At 69.6% G+C, this 15,986-nt stretch carries 13 protein-coding genes; 6 read left to right on the forward strand and 7 right to left on the reverse strand.

Annotation, left to right across the window (positions count from 1 at the left end; all coding sequences use genetic code 11):
- Positions 1-67: 67 nt before the first annotated feature.
- Positions 68-361 (forward strand): hypothetical protein, encoded by a 294-nt coding sequence (locus AC4GYY_RS10045; protein WP_491120206.1) that lies wholly within the window; start codon positions 68-70, stop codon positions 359-361.
- Here AC4GYY_RS10045 and AC4GYY_RS10050 read toward each other — a convergent pair.
- The 4 genes from AC4GYY_RS10050 to AC4GYY_RS10065 form a co-directional block, all read right to left on the reverse strand.
- Complete coding sequence (locus tag AC4GYY_RS10050; protein ID WP_491120208.1) at positions 352-750, reverse strand: acyl-CoA thioesterase; 399 nt, start codon at positions 748-750, stop codon at positions 352-354. The two genes, AC4GYY_RS10045 and AC4GYY_RS10050, sit on opposite strands and share 10 nt — an antisense overlap.
- Positions 747-1,307, reverse strand: a complete 561-nt coding sequence (locus AC4GYY_RS10055; RefSeq protein ID WP_491120210.1) for a DedA family protein — start codon at positions 1,305-1,307, stop codon at positions 747-749. The genes AC4GYY_RS10050 and AC4GYY_RS10055 overlap by 4 nt, the downstream gene beginning before the upstream one ends.
- Positions 1,304-3,394: a S9 family peptidase gene (locus AC4GYY_RS10060; RefSeq protein WP_491120211.1), complete on the reverse strand. Its 2,091-nt coding sequence runs from the start codon at positions 3,392-3,394 to the stop codon at positions 1,304-1,306. Before AC4GYY_RS10060 ends, AC4GYY_RS10055 begins: the two co-directional genes overlap by 4 nt.
- 156 nt (positions 3,395-3,550) lie before the next feature.
- Positions 3,551-4,906: a cytochrome P450 gene (locus AC4GYY_RS10065; RefSeq protein ID WP_491120213.1), complete on the reverse strand. Its 1,356-nt coding sequence runs from the start codon at positions 4,904-4,906 to the stop codon at positions 3,551-3,553.
- Positions 4,907-5,055: 149 nt separating this feature from the next.
- Between AC4GYY_RS10065 and AC4GYY_RS10070 the strand changes: the two genes are divergently transcribed.
- Positions 5,056-6,021, forward strand: coding sequence for an SDR family oxidoreductase (locus AC4GYY_RS10070; RefSeq protein WP_491120258.1), 966 nt, complete (start codon positions 5,056-5,058; stop codon positions 6,019-6,021).
- The gene (locus AC4GYY_RS10075; protein WP_491120215.1) at positions 6,021-6,527 is read left to right on the forward strand and encodes a DUF4142 domain-containing protein; all 507 of its coding nucleotides are present in this window, start codon (positions 6,021-6,023) and stop codon (positions 6,525-6,527) included. The genes AC4GYY_RS10070 and AC4GYY_RS10075 overlap by 1 nt, the downstream gene beginning before the upstream one ends.
- Positions 6,528-6,533: 6 nt before the next feature.
- Here the strand turns inward: AC4GYY_RS10075 and AC4GYY_RS10080 are convergent, their stop codons facing one another.
- Positions 6,534-7,268: an SDR family oxidoreductase gene (locus AC4GYY_RS10080; protein ID WP_491120217.1), complete on the reverse strand. Its 735-nt coding sequence runs from the start codon at positions 7,266-7,268 to the stop codon at positions 6,534-6,536.
- 161 nt (positions 7,269-7,429) lie between these two features.
- Here AC4GYY_RS10080 and AC4GYY_RS10085 point away from each other — a divergent pair, with 161 nt between their 5' ends.
- Both AC4GYY_RS10085 and chrA read left to right on the forward strand, forming a co-directional pair.
- A complete protein-coding gene (locus AC4GYY_RS10085; protein ID WP_491120219.1) occupies positions 7,430-8,236 on the forward strand; it encodes a chromate resistance protein ChrB domain-containing protein in 807 nt (268 codons plus the stop codon).
- Between the two features lie 11 nt (positions 8,237-8,247).
- Positions 8,248-9,630 carry a chromate efflux transporter gene (gene chrA / locus AC4GYY_RS10090; RefSeq protein ID WP_491120260.1) on the forward strand — a complete coding sequence of 461 codons (1,383 nt, stop codon included), beginning with the start codon at positions 8,248-8,250 and terminating at the stop codon, positions 9,628-9,630.
- Here chrA and gyrB read toward each other — a convergent pair.
- Entirely contained in the window at positions 9,627-12,140 is a 2,514-nt protein-coding gene (gene gyrB / locus AC4GYY_RS10095) for a DNA topoisomerase (ATP-hydrolyzing) subunit B (RefSeq protein WP_491120220.1), read from the reverse strand. The genes chrA and gyrB overlap by 4 nt on opposite strands.
- Positions 12,141-12,322: 182 nt before the next feature.
- On the opposite strand from gyrB, the gene AC4GYY_RS10100 reads away from it, so the two are divergent.
- The gene (locus AC4GYY_RS10100) at positions 12,323-14,155 is read left to right on the forward strand and encodes a beta strand repeat-containing protein (protein ID WP_491120221.1); all 1,833 of its coding nucleotides are present in this window, start codon (positions 12,323-12,325) and stop codon (positions 14,153-14,155) included.
- Positions 14,156-14,161: 6 nt separating this feature from the next.
- On the opposite strand, the gene AC4GYY_RS10105 is transcribed toward AC4GYY_RS10100, so the two are convergent.
- A complete protein-coding gene (locus AC4GYY_RS10105; protein ID WP_491120222.1) occupies positions 14,162-15,658 on the reverse strand; it encodes a lipopolysaccharide biosynthesis protein in 1,497 nt (498 codons plus the stop codon).
- Positions 15,659-15,986: the final 328 nt, after the last annotated feature.

A 15,986-nucleotide genomic window follows, 5' to 3' on the forward strand; every position in this document is an offset into this window, starting at 1 on the left:
GCCCACGCAACCGCTTGGCGCTGCCGACGTTGGGGGCAGGCACAGCCCTTAACCTGGAGAAAGAGTCATGCGTTCACTTGTTCTCGCGTTCGCCGCCGTCTCGGTCGCCGCCGCTCCCGTCGCCGCCTCGGCGGACACGCATCGCACGACCACCAAGCGCCACGTCTATCGCGGCACCAAGGTCTGCCGCCATTCGAAGGCGGAAGCGGGCGCGGTCGCGGGCGGCGTCGGCGGCGCGGTCGCGGGCGCGGCGCTGGGCGGCGGGCTGCTCGGGACTGTCGCGGGCGGCGTCGCCGGCGTGGTCGGCGGCAAGGCGATCGACCGTACGCTGACCGCGAAGAAGCGCTGCTATTACCGCTGAGCGAGGAACGGTGCGGCGATCTCGGACCGCACCCTGAGGAGGCGGCCGCTGGCGCGGTCGAGCAGCGCCCAGGTGGTGACGCCCTCGACCGCCGCCGCGCCGCGCGCGTCCACGAAGCGGAAACGGCGGTCGAAACGGGCGCCGCGGGGCGCGCCGTCGACCCAGGTCTCGCCGGTGACCGTCTCGCCCGCGCCGACGTTGCCGCGGTAATCGATCTCGTGGCGGGTCACGACCCAGACGTGCGCCGCCCGGTGCGCCGCCGGCGCGACGGCGCGCCAGTGGGCGGTCGCCAGCTCCTGCACCCACCGCACCCAGACCGCGTTGTTGACGTGACCCAGCTCGTCAATGTCGCTCTCGGCGGCGGTGAAGTCGCGGCGGAACGGAGTCATGCGGCGCGGCGCCGGCGGACGAGATAGACGATCGCGCCGAGCGCCAGCACGCCGCCCGCGACCGCGATCAGGGTCGGTGTGTCCGGGGTGAGGTGCCCCACCCACCGCTCGAACCCGTGCCCGAACGCATGGCCGATCGCCGAGAAGGTGACGCCCCAGACGATCGCCGACACGAGGTTCACCGCGACGAACAGCCGCGGCGAGACGTGCGTGGTCCCGATCGCGATGGGGCTGACGGTCCGAAAGCCATAAATGAAGCGGAACGCGAAGATGAAGCCGGCCGGGTGCCGCTCGAACATCGCCAGCGCCTTGGCGAAGGCGGGTCGCGCCTGTGCGCGGCGCACGCGCTCGCTGTCGCGGAAGCGGCGACCGACGAAGAACCAGAGCTGGTCGGCGCAGAACGATCCCGTCGCGGCGACGAGCATCACCGCCCACAGGGGGAACAACCCGCGGTGCGCGAGCACCCCGCCGGTCACCACCGCCGCCTCCCCTTCGAACCCCGCCCCGAGAAAGAGCGCGACAAGACCGTAGCGCGCGACGATCGCCTCGAGTGTCATCCCGCGACGCCCAGCTGCCACAGAACGAAGGCATGCTCCTCGGCGCCCTCGCGCAGCGAATCGAAGCGGCCGGACTTGCCGCCGTGGCCCGCGCCCATGTTGGTCTTGAGGAGCAGGACGTTGTCGTCGGTCTTGGTGGCGCGGAGCTTGGCGGCCCATTTCGCCGGCTCCCAGTACGTCACGCGGGGATCGTTCAGCCCGCCGGAGATGAACATCGGCGGGTACGCATGCGCCCCGACATTGTCGTAGGGCGAGTAGCTGCGGATCAGCTCGAACGCGGCCTGGTCCTCGATCGGGTTGCCCCATTCGGGCCATTCGCCCGGCGTCAACGGCAGCGACTCGTCGAGCATCGTGTTGAGGACGTCGACGAAGGGGACGTCGGCGATCACCGCGCCCCACAGCTCGGGGTCCGAATTGACGATCGCGCCCATCAACTCGCCGCCCGCCGAGCGCCCCGCGGTGGCGATGCGGCCCTCGCTGGTCCAGCCGCCGGCGATCAGCCCGCGCGCGACGTCGACGAAGTCGGTGAAGGTGTTGGTCCGCTTCTCCAGCTTGCCGTCGTGATACCATTGCTGGCCCAGGTCGTCGCCGCCGCGGATGTGGGCGATGGCGTAGGCGAAGCCGCGGTCGAGCAGGCTCAGCCGTCCGGTCGAGAAGCCCGGCGGGATCGCGTGGCCGTACGCGCCATAGGCGTAGAGGAACAGCGGGCGGCTGCCGTCCTTCGGAAAGTCCGCGGAATAGACGATCGAGACGGGCACGAGCGTGCCGTCGCGCGCCGCGATCTTCAGCCGTTCGGTGCGATACTTGCCGGCGTCGTAGCCCGACGGGATCTCCTGCACCTTGAGCGTCGTCATCGCGCCGGTCGCGGTATCGTAGTCGTAGACGGTTCCCGGCGTAACCATCGACTCGTAGCCGAGCCGAAGCACGGTCTGGTCGTATTCGGGATTGTCGCCGAGCCCGGCAGCGTAGCTCGCCTCGGGAAACGCGATGCGCCGGCCTTGCGTCGGCGAATCGTAACGGTGGACGGCGATCTGATCGAGCCCGTCCTCGCGCCCCTCGACGATGAAGAAGCCGCGGTAGCATTCGACCCCGGTCAGGTAGAAGTGCGGTGACGGCGCGATCAGCTCTCGCCAGTCGCCGGGCGACGCGAGGTCGGCGGTGCACAGCCGGAACATCGGGTCGGTGTCGTTGGTGGTGATGAACAATGTCTCGTCGTGGAGGTCGACGTCATACTCCCGACCGGTCTGGCGCGGGGCAACGAGGATCGGCGCGGCGAACGGGTCGTTCGAGGGGTAGAGCCGCACTTCGCTGGTGTCGTGGCCGCTCGCGACCAGCGCGATCCAGCGCCGGTCGCTCGTCATCTCGACGCCGACCGAATAGCCGACGTCTTCCTCGTAATAGAGCGTCGCGTCGTCGGCGGAGCCGGTCCCTAGCCGGTGGACCTTGATCGTGCGCGTACGCCAATGCTCGTCGGTGAGGCCGTAGAGCAGGTGGCGGCCCTCGTTCGTAAAGACGATGTTGCCGATCGTTCCCTCGATCGAGACGTCCCCCCACTTGCCGGCCGCCCCGGCGATGACCTCGTCGAGCGTCTCCGCCCCGTCGAGGCTCTTGAACCGGATCGTGTAGCGTTCGGCGCCGTCGTCGTCGGTCGAATAGGCCATCACGCGCCCGTCCTCGCTGATCGCGATCGCGCCGACGCGGAAATATTCGTGGCCCTCGGCCAGTGCGGGCTCGTCGAGGATGAGCTGATCGTCGCCACCGCTCACGGGCTTGCGCCACCAGCGGCGATACTGGCCGCCGGCCTCGTAATCGGTCCAGTAGAGCCAGTCGCCGTCCTTCTGCGGAACCGAGGATTCATCCTCTTTGATCCGCGCCTTCATCTCTTCGTAGAGCGTGTCGACGAGGGGCTGGTGCGGGGCCATGACCGCCTCGAAATAGGCGTTCTCGGCGTCGAGATAGGCGAGGATGTCCGGGTCGGTGACCTCGGGATAGCCCGGGTCGCGCAGCCAGGCGTAAGGGTCCTCGATCGTGACGCCGTGGCGGGTGAACGAATGCGGGCGGCGGTCGGCGATGGGGGGCGTGGGCATGGGTGCGCCCTAACCCCTCCCGTTCGTCCTGAGTAGCCGCTGAGCGGAGCGAAGTGGCGTATCGAAGGGCTTGGGGCAGGACAGTCCTTCGATACGGCCCTTCGCTTCGCTCGGTCCCTACTCAGGACGAACGGCGCAGGGGAAGGACGACCGGCGTTACGCCGCCTGCGCGACCCGCTCGGGCGTGAACTCCACCTCCAGCCGGCGCACCGCGTGGACGAAGTTGTTCGGCGCGATGTCGAGGTCGCCCGACCAGCGGATGTCGGGGAAGCGCGCGAACATCTGGCGGTAGCTCTCCTCGAGCTGGAGCTGCGCCGCCAGCCGCCCGATGCAGATGTGCGGGCCGTGGCCGAAGGCGATGTTCTTCTCGGCGTTGGCGCGGGTGATGTCGAACCGGTCGGGATCGGGGAACATCGCCGGGTCGCGATTCGCGGCGCCGTAATACATCACCAGCTTCTCGCCCGCGGCGATCCGCTGGCCGCCCACCTCGGCGTCCCGTGTCGCGGTCCGGCGCATGTAGATGACCGGGGACACCATCCGCGTGATCTCGTGGACGGCGTTGGTCAGCAGCGACGGATCCGCCTGGAGCTTCGCCTTCTGCTCGGGGTTCTCGGTGAACAGCTTCATCGCGCCCGAGAGCGAGTTGCGCGTCGTGTCGTTGCCGGCGAACACGATCAGCAGCCACGCGCCGTCGAGATATTCGACGGGCAGCGTCTCGCCGTCGACCTTGGCGTTGGCGATGGCGCTCAAGAGATCGTCCTGCGGATCGGCGCGGCGCTTGGCCATCATGTCGCGACCGTAGGCGAACATGTCCTCGACGTTGGTGTTGAACAGCTGGATGAAGCCCAGCATCTCCGCCGACGGCTCGCCGCCGGCCTGCATCTGCTCCGCCCGCTCGACCGCGAGCTGGCCCGCCATCTCGAGGAAGTGGATCCAGCGGACGAACTTCTCGCGGTCGCCCTCGGGCACGCCCAGCATCTCGCACAACGTGAACACCGGCATGTGGCTGGAGAACATGCCGACCAGGTCGCACTTGCCCATCGGCGCCATGCGGTCGAGCAGCCGCGTGACCTCGCCGGCGACGCGCTCCTTCAGTTTGCGCATATAGCCCGCGGTGAAGAACGGCATGTGCTCGCGCCGCAGCTGGCGGTGGGGCGAGGCGTCGAGGTTGATCATCGAGTTGAAGTTGGCGGAGAAGAGCGCGGGATGGCTGGTCGCCTTGTCGCCCATCGCCATCAGGATGCCGCCGACCTCGGACGAGAAGGTCTCGGGATCGCCGTTGACCTGCTTGACGTCGGCGAAGCGGGTCAGCGCCCAGAAGCCGGGGTGGCCGTGCGGCTCGGGATGCCACATCACCGGCGCCTCGTCGCGCATCCGCGCGAAATCGGCCCAAGGCTGACCATGCTTGAACCGCCAGATGTCGGTCAGGTCGACGCCGTCCAGCGTCGGGTAAGCGCGCGCAAAGCCGGGGCCCGGACGGCCTTCGACGACGTGGTCGCTGACGAGCTTCATCGAGCCTCTCCTCTTCGCGCCGTAACTTTCGTTATGATAGGCGTTAAGTCAAGTTCCGTACGCAACCCGATTGTGTCCCGGCGGTTACTCACAAGGGCGCGGACGCCCGACGCGAGGGTATGATGGCGGACACGACACGCAGGGAAATGATGGCGGGGGCCGCGGTGATCGGCGCGGCGGCGGCGACTCCCGCGGCGGCGCAGGCGACGGCGCAGTCCGGCGGGGCGGCGCGGCCGGCCAAGCAGAACCCGCGCGACAAATATCCCAAGCCGCCGTTCAAGAACCAGCGCCAGCCCTGGCCCGGGCTCGCCAGCCGGATGGAGCCGCGCCCCGACCACGGCGAGACGAGCTACGCCGGCTCGGGCCGGCTGACCGGCCGCAAGGCGCTGATCACCGGCGGCGATTCGGGAATGGGCCGGGCCGCGGCGATCGCTTATGCGCGCGAAGGCGCCGACGTCGCGATCAACTATCTGCCGGAAGAGGAGCCGGACGCGCGCGAGGTCGTCGACCTGATCAAGCAGGCGGGACGGCGCGCGGTCGCGATCCCGGGCGACATCCGGAGCGAGGCGTTCTGCCGCCAGCTGGTCGACAAGGCGATCGCCGGGCTGGGCGGCGTCGACATCCTGGTGATGAACGCCGCGCGCCAGCAGTCCATCCCGTCGCTCCTCGACGTGACGACCGAAGAATTCGACCGGACGATGAAGACCAACGTCTATGCGCCGTTCTGGATCATCAAGGCGGCGCTGCCGCATCTCGAGCCGGGATCGGCGATCATCGGCACGACCAGCGAGCAGGCGTACAATCCCGATCCCGATCTCTACGCCTATGCGCAGACCAAGGCGGCGACGATGAACTACGTCAAGTCGCTCGCCAAGCAGCTCGCGACCAAGGGCATCCGCGTCAACGGCGTCGCGCCCGGGCCGATCTGGACGCCGCTCCAGATCTCGGGCGGGGCGATGCCGGCGAAGCTCGTGACCTTCGGCGCGACCGCGCCGCTCGGCCGGCCGGGGCAGCCCGCCGAGCTGGCGGGGATCTTCGTCCGGCTGGCGGAGGACGACGGCAGCTACACGACCGGCAACATCTACGGCGCCGGCGGCGGGCAGGGGCAGCCGTGATGGCGCGCACCCTGCTGATCGCGGCGGCGGCGGTCTGGGCACTCCCCGCCGCCGCGCAGGAGGGGGGCTCGCGTCCGTCGCGCGAATACGTCCAGGCGGCGACCCAATCGGACACGTTCGAGATGCGCGAGGCCGAATCGGCGCTCGCCGGCAGCCGCGATCCGCGGGTGCGCGACTATGCGCAGATGATGCTGCGCGATCACGGCAGCACCAGCGCCGCGCTCCGGACGGCAGCGGCAAGAAGCGGGATCGAGACGCCGCCGATGCAGCTCGGCAACGACCATTCGCAGTTCCTGGGCGCGCTCCAGAGCATGAGCGGCCCCGAGCTCGACCGCGCCTATGCGAAGCAGCAGGCGCTCGCGCACCGCGCCGCCCTCGCCGTGCAGCAACAATATGCGCAAAGCGGCGACGATCCGGCACTGCGCGCGGCAGCGACCGCGGCGACGCCGGTGGTCGCCGCGCACCTCGACGCTGCCGAACGGTTGAAGGCCGCGCTCGACGAGTAGCCGGGTTCAATATTCCTGGGCGACCGGGCGGAACAGGATCTCGTTGATGCCCAGATCCTCGGGCTGCTCGATCGCATAGGCGACCGCGCGCGCGAACGACTCGGCGGGGACCGCGACGGACATCACCCGGCCCATGGTCGCGCGGACGCTCTCGTCGGTGATCGTGTCGCCCAGTTCGGTCGCGACCGCGCCCGGCGAGATGATCGTCACGCGGACGCCGTGCGGCACCATCTCCTGGCGCAAGCCGTCGCTGAGCGCGCGCACCGCATGCTTGGTGGCGGAATAGACCGAGCTCGTCGCGCGCACCTTGTGCCCGGCGACCGAGGAGACGTTGACGATATGGCCGGAGCGTCGCGCGATCATCCCCGGCAGCACCGCGGCGATGCCGTAGAGCACGCCCTTGATGTTGACGTCGACCATCCGCTCCCACTCGTCGACCTTGAGCCTTTCGAGCGCCGAAAGCGGCATCAGCCCGGCGTTGTTGAGCATGACGTCGATCCGGCCGAAGCGTTCGGTCGCGGCGTCGGCGAGCGCCTGCACCTGCGCGCGGTCGGCAACGTCGGTCTCGACCGCGAGTGTTTCGGCGCCGAGCTCCTTCGCCAGCGCGTCGAGCCGGTCCTTGCGGCGCGCGGCCAGCACCAGCTTCGCACCGCGGGTCGCGAGCAGGCGGGCGGTCGCCTCGCCCAGTCCGCTGCTCGCGCCGGTGATAACGACGACTTTGCCGGTGATCGGGTCGGTCATGGATGGGTCTCCTGCAACGGCTTCGCGACGCCCATGCGCGGCGGACGGGCGGCGTGCAATTGACATCGGCGGCCGCCGCGGGAATCATCGCCTTATGGGGACCGCGATCTCCCCACGAGGCGTCAGCCGAAGCATCGCGTCCACTCATCGAAGGACGCGCCATGCCTGCACCCAATGCGATCTCCCCCGACAAGCTCGTCCGCCTCGTCGCGCTGCCCGGATCGCCGCGCATCTTCGACGTGCGCGAGGGGCCGGCGGAGGCGATCCCGGGATCGGTCTTCGCCCGCGGTCACTGCGATGCCGCCGATGCGGTGGTGGTGGTCGACGATCGTGGCGGCAGCGCCGCCGCCGCGACCGCAGCGATCCTGCGGAGCGAGGGTATCGCCGCCGAGACGCTGGAGGGCGGGTTCGCCGCCTGGCGAGCGGCCGGGCTGCCCATGCTCTCGCTCGCGCATCTGCCGCCGCGCCACGACGACGGGCGGACCTGGTGGGTGACGCGCGCGCGGCCCAAGGTCGACCGCATCGCCTGCCCCTGGCTGATCCGCCGCTTCGTCGATCCGCTGGCGCGCTTCCTGTTTGTCGCCCCCGGCGACGTGCTGGCGGTGGCGAGCCGCGAGCGGGCGGAGCCGTTCGACGTCGCCGACGAGCGGGTCTTCTGGAGCCACCGTGGCGAGCTCTGCACCTTCGACGTGATGGTCGAGGCGTTCGGGCTGGGCGACCACGCGCCGCTCGCGCGGCTCGCCGCGATCGTGCGCGGGGCGGACACCGACCGGCTCGACGTCGCGCCGGAGGCGGCCGGGCTGCTCGCGATCTCGCTCGGGCTGTCGCGCCAACATGCCGACGATCATGTCCAGCTCGAAGCGGGGATGGCCATCTACGACGCGCTCTACCGCTGGGCGCGCGACGCCCACGGGGAGACGCACGACTGGACCTCGCACCGCCCCGCGCGCGCGAAGGTGTCCGCGTGAGCGCGGCGGCGATGGGTGCGCCCGCGGCGTCGCGGCCGGCGCCGGTGACGCTGGGCGAAGCATTCTGGGTGTGGCTGCGGATCGCGTTGCTCTCGTTCGGCGGGCCGGCGGGGCAGATCGCGGTGATGCACCGCATCCTGGTCGAGGAGAAGCGCTGGATCGGCGAGCACCGGTTCCTCCACGCGCTCAACTATTGCATGCTCCTCCCCGGCCCGGAGGCGCAGCAGCTCGCGACCTATATCGGCTGGCTGATGCACCGGACGAGGGGCGGCATCGTCGCCGGCGTGCTGTTCGTGCTGCCGGGCGCGGTCGCGATCATGGCGCTCAGCTGGATCTACGTGCTCTACGGACGGGTCGGCATCGTCTCGGCCTTGTTCTTCGGGCTGAAGGCGGCGGTGCTCGCGGTCGTGGTCCAGGCGGTGGTGCGGATCGGCGGGCGCGCGCTCAAGACCGACGCGGCGCGGGGGCTGGCGGCGCTGGCGTTCGTGCTGATCTTTTTCCTGGGCGCGCCCTTTCCGCTGATCGTGCTCGGCGCGGGACTGATCGGCTGGTGGTCCGGCCGGCAGGGCTGGGCAGCGTTCAAGGGCGGTGGCGGGCACGGCGCGGCCAAGGGGGCGATCGTCGAGGACGCCGACACGTTGCTCGGCGAGGAGCTGCCCGCGCACGCCCGCCCGACGTGGCGCGAGACGGTGCGGACGGCGCTGGTCTGGCTGGCGCTGTGGCTGATCCCGGTCGCGGCGCTGGTCGTTCTGCTCGGGCCGGACGACGTCTTCTCGCGAATCGCGACCTTCTTCTCGACGATGGCGATGGTGACCTTCGGGGGCGCCTATGCCGTCCTCGCCTATGTCGCGCAGGAGGCGGTGCAGAACTATCACTGGTTGTCGGCCAAGGAGATGCTCGACGGGCTCGGCATGGCGGAGACGACGCCGGGGCCGCTGATCATGGTGCTCCAGTTCGTCGCGTTCCTGGGCGCGTACCGCGATCCGAACGGGTTGTCGCCGCTGCTGGCGGGGACGCTCGGCGGGCTGCTCGCGACCTGGGTGACGTTCACGCCCTGCTTCCTCTGGATCTTCCTCGGCGCGCCCTTCGTCGAGCGGCTGCGCGGCAATGCGGCGGTGGCCGGGGCGCTGTCCGCGATCACCGCGGCGGTGGTCGGCGTGGTGCTCAACCTCGCGGTTTGGTTCGCGCTCCACACGCTGTTCCGCGCGACCGCGCCGGTCGCGCTGGGACCGATCCGGTTCGACGCGCCGGTCCTGGCGAGCATCGACCCCTACGCCACCCTGCTGGCAGCGACGGCGATGGTGGCGGTGCTGCGCTTCAAGGTCGGGGTGATGACGACGCTCGCCGCCTGCGCGGCGGCGGGCGTCGTCCTTCACGTCTCAGGACTGATCTAGACGTCGAGGTTGGCGACGCTCAGCGCATTGTCCTGGATGAACTCGCGCCGCGGTTCGACCACGTCGCCCATCAGCCGGGTGAAGATCTCGTCGGCCACGTCCGCCTGGGCGATCTCGACCCGCAGCATCGAGCGCGCGGTCGGATCGAGCGTCGTCTCCCACAGCTGCTCGGCGTTCATCTCGCCCAGCCCCTTGTAGCGCTGGATCGCGAGGCCCTTGCGCCCCGCCGCCAGCACCGCATCGAGCAGCTGCGACGGGCGGGTGACGAGCAGGTCGCCCTTGGCGAGCACCGGCGCCTCGGTCTCCTCGCCATTCTCGTCGGTGGCGACCGCATCGGCGGGCGCTTCCGCCGTCTGCGCCTTGGTCGAGACGAGCTTGCGCGGGCTGGTGTAGGTCTCCGCCTGCTCGGCGGCGAGCGCGTGGAGCTTGCGCGCCTCGGCCGAGGTGATGAACGCCGCCTCGATGATGTGGTGGTCGGTGACTCCGCGCCACGCGCGCTCGAAGTGGAAGCCGCCCTCCTCGGTCATCCGCGCCGACCAGGTCGCGTCGGGATCGCCCTGGTCGAGGCGGCGGGTGACCTCGGCGAGGCGCTCGCCGCGGACGTCGCGGCCGGCCTCGGGATCGAGCGCGCCGCCGGCGGCCAGCGTCTCGATGATCACCGGGTCGTAGCGCTTGGGTGCGTAGCGCATCAGCGTCCGCATCCGGCGCGCGTGATCGACCAGGTGGCGCAGCGGCTCGCCGCCGCCGATCCCGTCGAGCGCCACCGCCGCGACCCCGCCCGCCGTCAGATATTCGTCGAGCGCGTTGTCGTCCTTGAGGTAGACCTCCGACCGCCCCTTGGTCGCCTTGTAGAGCGGCGGCTGGGCGATGTAGAGGTGGCCGCGTTCGATCAGCTCGGGCATCTGCCGGTAGAAGAACGTCAGCAGCAAAGTGCGGATATGCGCGCCGTCGACATCGGCGTCGGTCATGATGACGATCTTGTGGTAGCGCAGCTTGTCGGCATTGAACTCGTCGCGGCCGATGCCGGTGCCCATCGCCTGGATCAGCGTGCCGATCTCCTTCGAGCCGAGCATCCGGTCGAAGCGCGCGCGCTCGACGTTGAGGATCTTGCCGCGCAGGGGGAGGATCGCCTGGAAGTGGCGGTCGCGCCCCTGCTTGGCCGAGCCGCCCGCCGAATCACCCTCGACCAGGAACAGCTCGGACTTGGCGGGATCGCGCTCCTGGCAGTCGGCGAGCTTGCCCGGCAGCGAGGCGATGCCCATCACCGACTTGCGGCTCGCCTCGCGCGCCTTCTTGGCGGCTTCGCGCGCGGCGGCGGCGTCGATCACCTTCTGGATGATCTGGCGCGCGTTCGCCGGATTCTCCTCGAGCCAGTCGCTCATCTTGTCGGCGAGCAATTGCTCGAGCGGCTGGCGGACCTCGGACGAGACGAGCTTGTCCTTGGTCTGGCTGCTGAACTTGGGATCGGGCAGCTTGACCGAGACGATCGCGGTCAGCCCCTCACGCATGTCGTCGCCGGTGAGGGTGACCTTCTCCTTCTTCATCATCCCCGACTTGTCGGCATAGGCGTTGAGCGTCCGCGTCAGCGCCGAGCGGAAGGCGGCGAGGTGTGTGCCGCCGTCACGCTGCGGGATGTTGTTGGTGAAGCAGAGGACGTTCTCGTAATAGGAATCATTCCATTCGAGCGCGACGTCGATGCCGATGTCGTCGCGCTGACCCGAGATCGCGATCGGCTCGGGGAACAGCGGCGCCTTGGCGCGATCGAGATACTTCACGAAGGCGGCGATCCCGCCCTCGTAATAGAGTTCGACCGTCTTCGGCTCCTCGTGCCGCGCGTCGGTGAGGAACAGGCGGACGCCCGAATTGAGGAAGGCGAGCTCGCGGTAGCGATGCTCGAGCTTCTCGAAATCGAACTCGGTGACGTTGCGGAACGTGCCGCCCTCCCGGCCGGCCTCGACGAACGAAGGCATGAAGGTGACGCGCGTTCCCTTCTGCCCCGGCTGCGCCTCGCCGACGACCTTCAGCGGCGCGACGACGTCGCCGTGGGCGAAGCGGACGTAATGCTCCTTGCCCTCGCGCCAGATCGTCAGGTCGAGCCACTCGCTGAGCGCGTTGACCACCGACACGCCGACGCCGTGCAAACCCCCGGAGACCTTGTAGGCGTTCTCGTCCGACGTGTTCTCAAACTTCCCGCCGGCGTGGAGCTGGGTCATGATCACCTCGGCCGCCGACACGCCCTCCTCGGGATGGATGCCGGTCGGGATTCCGCGCCCGTTGTCGGTGACGCTGACCGAGCCGTCGGCGTTCAGCACGATGTCGATCCGGTCGCAGTGGCCGGCGAGCGCCTCGTCGATCGCATTGTCGCTGACCTCGAACACCATATGGTGGAGGCCCGAGCCGTCGTCGGTGTCGCCGATGTACATACCGGGGCGCTTGCGCACCGCGTCGAGGCCCTTGAGCACCTTGATCGAGGAGGCGCCGTAGTCGTTGGTGTTCTGGGGTTCTGCCATGGGGGCGATGTAGGGATTCGACGGTCGAAACGAAAGCGAAACCGGGCGGCTTTCACGTCCGTCCCGGAGCGGGGAGCGCCACTTGCGCGAGCGTCGCGACATGCAAGGCGGCAGGGGTTCGGCGTTGATCCGCCGTGCGCGCCGGGTAAGATCGCCTGAAATCACACGGAGGGGAGCGAATCATGGCGATCGACATCTGGAAGGGGCCGGGCGGAACGCTGAACGCGCCGACGAGCGGAGACTTCATGACCGCGGCCTATTGGTCGGCGGGCGTCCCGGACGAGAACGCCGATGCGGTGCTCAACGCAGGGAGCTATACCGTCACGCTGGCCAATCAGGCGGCGGTGGTGCGCTCGATCAACGTCGGGACCGGCGCGACGCTCTCGGTCGCGGGCGGCCAGTCGAGCCTGACGATCGGGGCGGGGGGCGTCAGCTCGGGCACGGTGGCGATCGCGGGCGGGTATATCGTCTTCGCGGCCGAGTTCTCGAACGTCGGCACGCTGCGCGGCGACGCCGCCGACGGCTTCACCGCGGAGATCTTCGGCGCCGGGACGATCGCCAACGCCGGATTGATCACCGGCAAGAGCCTGCTCGTCCACAATGCGATCGACAATCAGGCGGACGGCGTGATCCTCGCCGACGGGGGCACGCTGGTGCTGGTGGGCGCCACCACCAACGACGGGTTGATCGAGGCGGCGAACGGCGGCACCGTCAGCACGACGGGCTATGACCTCACCGGCACGGTCACCAACTATGCGAATGGGACGCTGAGCGGGGGTGCCTGGGTGGCGGAGGCGGGCTCGACGATCCTGCTCGCCAACACGACCATCAGCACGCTCGCGGACGGCGCTCGGGTGACGCTGAACGGCGCGGGCTCGACCTTGCGTGTCGACGACGGCGGAAGTTCGCCCTTCACGATCGAGCAGACGCTGAACGTGGTCGATACCGGCGCGACGCTGGAGGTGCTCGGCGGGCGCGACTGGATCACCAGCGAGACGCTGGACGTGCGCGGGACGCTTCACCTGGGCGGCGGCATCTTCGCGCCGGGCGACCTGCGGGTCGAACGGGACGCGATCCTGACCGGCTTCGGGAGCGTCGCCTCGCAGGCGAGCGTCGACGGGCTGATCAAGGTCGACGGCGGGCAGACGCTGCAGTTCACGAATTTCGCCGACTTCAACGGCAAGGTCGCGGGCGGCGGCACGCTCGAGTTGAGCGGGGGCGATGACACGTTCACGACCGGCAAGGTCAGCGTCAAGCACCTGCTGTTCGACGGCGCCGACGTCCAGTTCGACCAGAACCTGAGATACGCCGGCGAGCTGACGGTGACGACCGGGACGATCGAGCTCAAGGACAGCATCCTGACGCTGACGGGCAAGGCGACGATCGGGACCGCGACCATCCAGGGCGGCCCCGGCGGTCAGCTGAACGTGACGGGCGAGCTTCGGGCGCACGGCGGCGCGACCGAGATCGAGGTGCGCACGATCAAGATCGACGGCGCGGTGGGCGTCGACCGCGGAACTCTCAAGATCGACGGCGCGGTGACGGGCGCAGGCGGGTTCACCGTGGGCGCGCAGGGCACGCTGGAGCTCGGCGCGGTGAGCAAGCTCGGTGGCGGACCGCTGGTGACGCTCGACGGCGTGAACGCGACCGTGGTGTTCGACAATCTCGCGAGCAACGGCGCGCGGTTGGCGCTGTTCGACGGCCGAGACAGGATCGACTTCCGCGCGCTCGACAACGTCGGCGCGAAACTCTCCGTACGCGGCGACGCGGATGGTCAGGGCGTCACGCTGAAGGTCTCCAACGGCACGCAGACCGCGGTCATCCACCTGGAGGAGAACCACACCAAGGGAGACTTCGTGCTGAAGAGCGACGGCCATGGCGGGACGATCGTGGCGCTGGCGAATGCGGAGGCGTTCGGGCGGGTCGACAAAGGCGCGTTCGGCGGAGATACGGCGGCCGGGGGGCACCTGTTCACGCATCTGCACGAGCTTCAGGGGAGCATGGTGCTGGCGTAGGTTCCCCTATCCAGCCGTGGGCGCGGGGCGTCGGCGGATCAGGTCCGCGAGTTCGCCCAGCCGGGCACTCGCGAACACCGCCAGCCAGCTGGCGTAGGCGAGCCCTCCCGCCAAGACCAGCGCCGCCAGCCGCACCGGCGCGCCCAGCGGCGGCAGCAGCGCGTCGAGCGCCGTCACCGCCGCCGCCATCGCGATTCCGGCGAGCGCGGACGGCAGGACGGCCGTGACGACATCGCGCCCCGTGACTCCGATCACCGGCAGCGCGCGCCGGCAGCTGACGCCGAGGTAGAGAGGATAGGCGAGGATCCACGCGGCGGCGAGGCCTTCGCCGCCCCAGTGTACCCCGATCAGGAACGCGGCGAACAGCAGCGCTCCCCCGACCGCGCCGTTGCGCACCCCGATGTCCGGCCGGCCGAGCGCGTCGCACACCGGCGAGAACAGCACCTGGAGCGTCATCATCGGCATGGCGAGCGCGAGCAGCCGCACGATCGGCGCGGCCTCCGCCCATTTCGGACCGAGCACCGTCAGCACCAGCGGCTCCGCGGTCGCAGCCAGGCCAAGGTAGAAGGGGATGGCGGCGACGAAGATCACCCGCACGCTCTTGACGAAGGCGGCGGCGGTCGCGCGCGGATCGTCCTGGATGCGGGCGTAAGCCGAGAAGGCGACCTCGTTCAGCGGCGGGACGACCTTCGCGACGAAGATCTGCGTCAGGAACAGCGCCGTCGTGTAGAGCCCTAGATCGTGCGCGGCGAAATGGCGCCCGGCGATCAGCACGTCGGCCTGGCTCTGCGCGAACCAGAACAGCTGGCCGACCGCGAGCACTGCCCCGAATCGCGCGTGATGGCCGATGCCCCGGACGTCGAACGACGGCCAGCCGAGCCCGCCGGCGGCGATCGTCAGCCCGGCGCCGCGCACCGTGAAGAGCACGATCGGCGCGGCCACCAGCGTCCACACCCCCAGCCCGCCGAGCGCGCCGCCGAGCGCGGTGGCGGCGCTCGCCAGCGAGGCGAGCAGGTTGACCTTCGCCTGCGCACGGAAATCCATCGCCCGGCTGAGCAGCGCCGTGGGCAGGACGATGAACGGCGTCGTCAGATAGATCAGCGCCTGGACGCGCAGCAGCTCGGCGACGAGGGGCTGGCGGTAATAAGCGGCGGCCAGCGGGGCCAGGCCGATCTGGACCAGCGCCAGCACGGCGTTCACCACCAGAAGCAGCCCGAACAGCTGGCGGACCTGGCGGGGAGATGTCTCGCCCGCGCGGACGAGCCCGCTCGCCAGACCGTAGCCGTTGAGCATGGTCAGGAAGACCAGGACCACCTGGGCCATCGCGAACAGGCCGTAGTCGGCGGGGTTCAGGATGCGGATCACCCCGAAGGTCGCCGCCCATTGGATGATCTGCGCGACGATCTGGCTGCCCGAGCGCCAGATCACGGCCCGGCGCACCTGGCCTGCGAAGGAGGCGCGCGATTCGGCGTCGCGGTCCGCGGGGGAGAGGGGGGCGTCCACGCGACCGGGCTAGCGGCCGAGGCTTCAGGAGGGGTTAAAATCGGCGGATTTGTGCGGCCTTCGCGGGAGGTCGTATTAAATCTGCAAAAAAGCGTTTGACGAAGCGCCCGCCCGCCCATAGATGGCGTTCACCGACGGGGCGAGCCGCCAAGGTTCGAAACGCCGGTCACGCACAAAGCGGCGCAAGAGCTGGCCTTCTGAGAAGGAGGCGAGGCTTTAGCGTCGATTTTTGTCGGCTCTTTGACATTGTTGGTGAGATGAAGGGACATGTGGGCGGCGGCTCCGGTTTCTGGCGTTCTTGGGGCGCTGGAGGATCGGTTAAAGCCAG

This window comes from Sphingomonas sp. SP6 (assembly GCF_058313435.1).

Bases quoted from the DNA above. Each gene is read 5' to 3' on its own strand.
- AC4GYY_RS10045 (WP_491120206.1), top strand. From the start codon at position 68: ATGCGTTCACTTGTTCTCGCGTTCGCCGCCGTCTCGGTCGCCGCCGCT.
- AC4GYY_RS10050 (WP_491120208.1), bottom strand. From the start codon at position 750: ATGACTCCGTTCCGCCGCGACTTCACCGCCGCCGAGAGCGACATTGAC.
- AC4GYY_RS10055 (WP_491120210.1), bottom strand. From the start codon at position 1,307: ATGACACTCGAGGCGATCGTCGCGCGCTACGGTCTTGTCGCGCTCTTT.
- AC4GYY_RS10060 (WP_491120211.1), bottom strand. From the start codon at position 3,394: ATGCCCACGCCCCCCATCGCCGACCGCCGCCCGCATTCGTTCACCCGC.
- AC4GYY_RS10065 (WP_491120213.1), bottom strand. From the start codon at position 4,906: ATGAAGCTCGTCAGCGACCACGTCGTCGAAGGCCGTCCGGGCCCCGGC.
- AC4GYY_RS10070 (WP_491120258.1), top strand. From the start codon at position 5,056: ATGGCGGGGGCCGCGGTGATCGGCGCGGCGGCGGCGACTCCCGCGGCG.
- AC4GYY_RS10075 (WP_491120215.1), top strand. From the start codon at position 6,021: ATGGCGCGCACCCTGCTGATCGCGGCGGCGGCGGTCTGGGCACTCCCC.
- AC4GYY_RS10080 (WP_491120217.1), bottom strand. From the start codon at position 7,268: ATGACCGACCCGATCACCGGCAAAGTCGTCGTTATCACCGGCGCGAGC.
- AC4GYY_RS10085 (WP_491120219.1), top strand. From the start codon at position 7,430: ATGCCTGCACCCAATGCGATCTCCCCCGACAAGCTCGTCCGCCTCGTC.
- chrA (WP_491120260.1), top strand. From the start codon at position 8,248: ATGGGTGCGCCCGCGGCGTCGCGGCCGGCGCCGGTGACGCTGGGCGAA.
- gyrB (WP_491120220.1), bottom strand. From the start codon at position 12,140: ATGGCAGAACCCCAGAACACCAACGACTACGGCGCCTCCTCGATCAAG.
- AC4GYY_RS10100 (WP_491120221.1), top strand. From the start codon at position 12,323: ATGGCGATCGACATCTGGAAGGGGCCGGGCGGAACGCTGAACGCGCCG.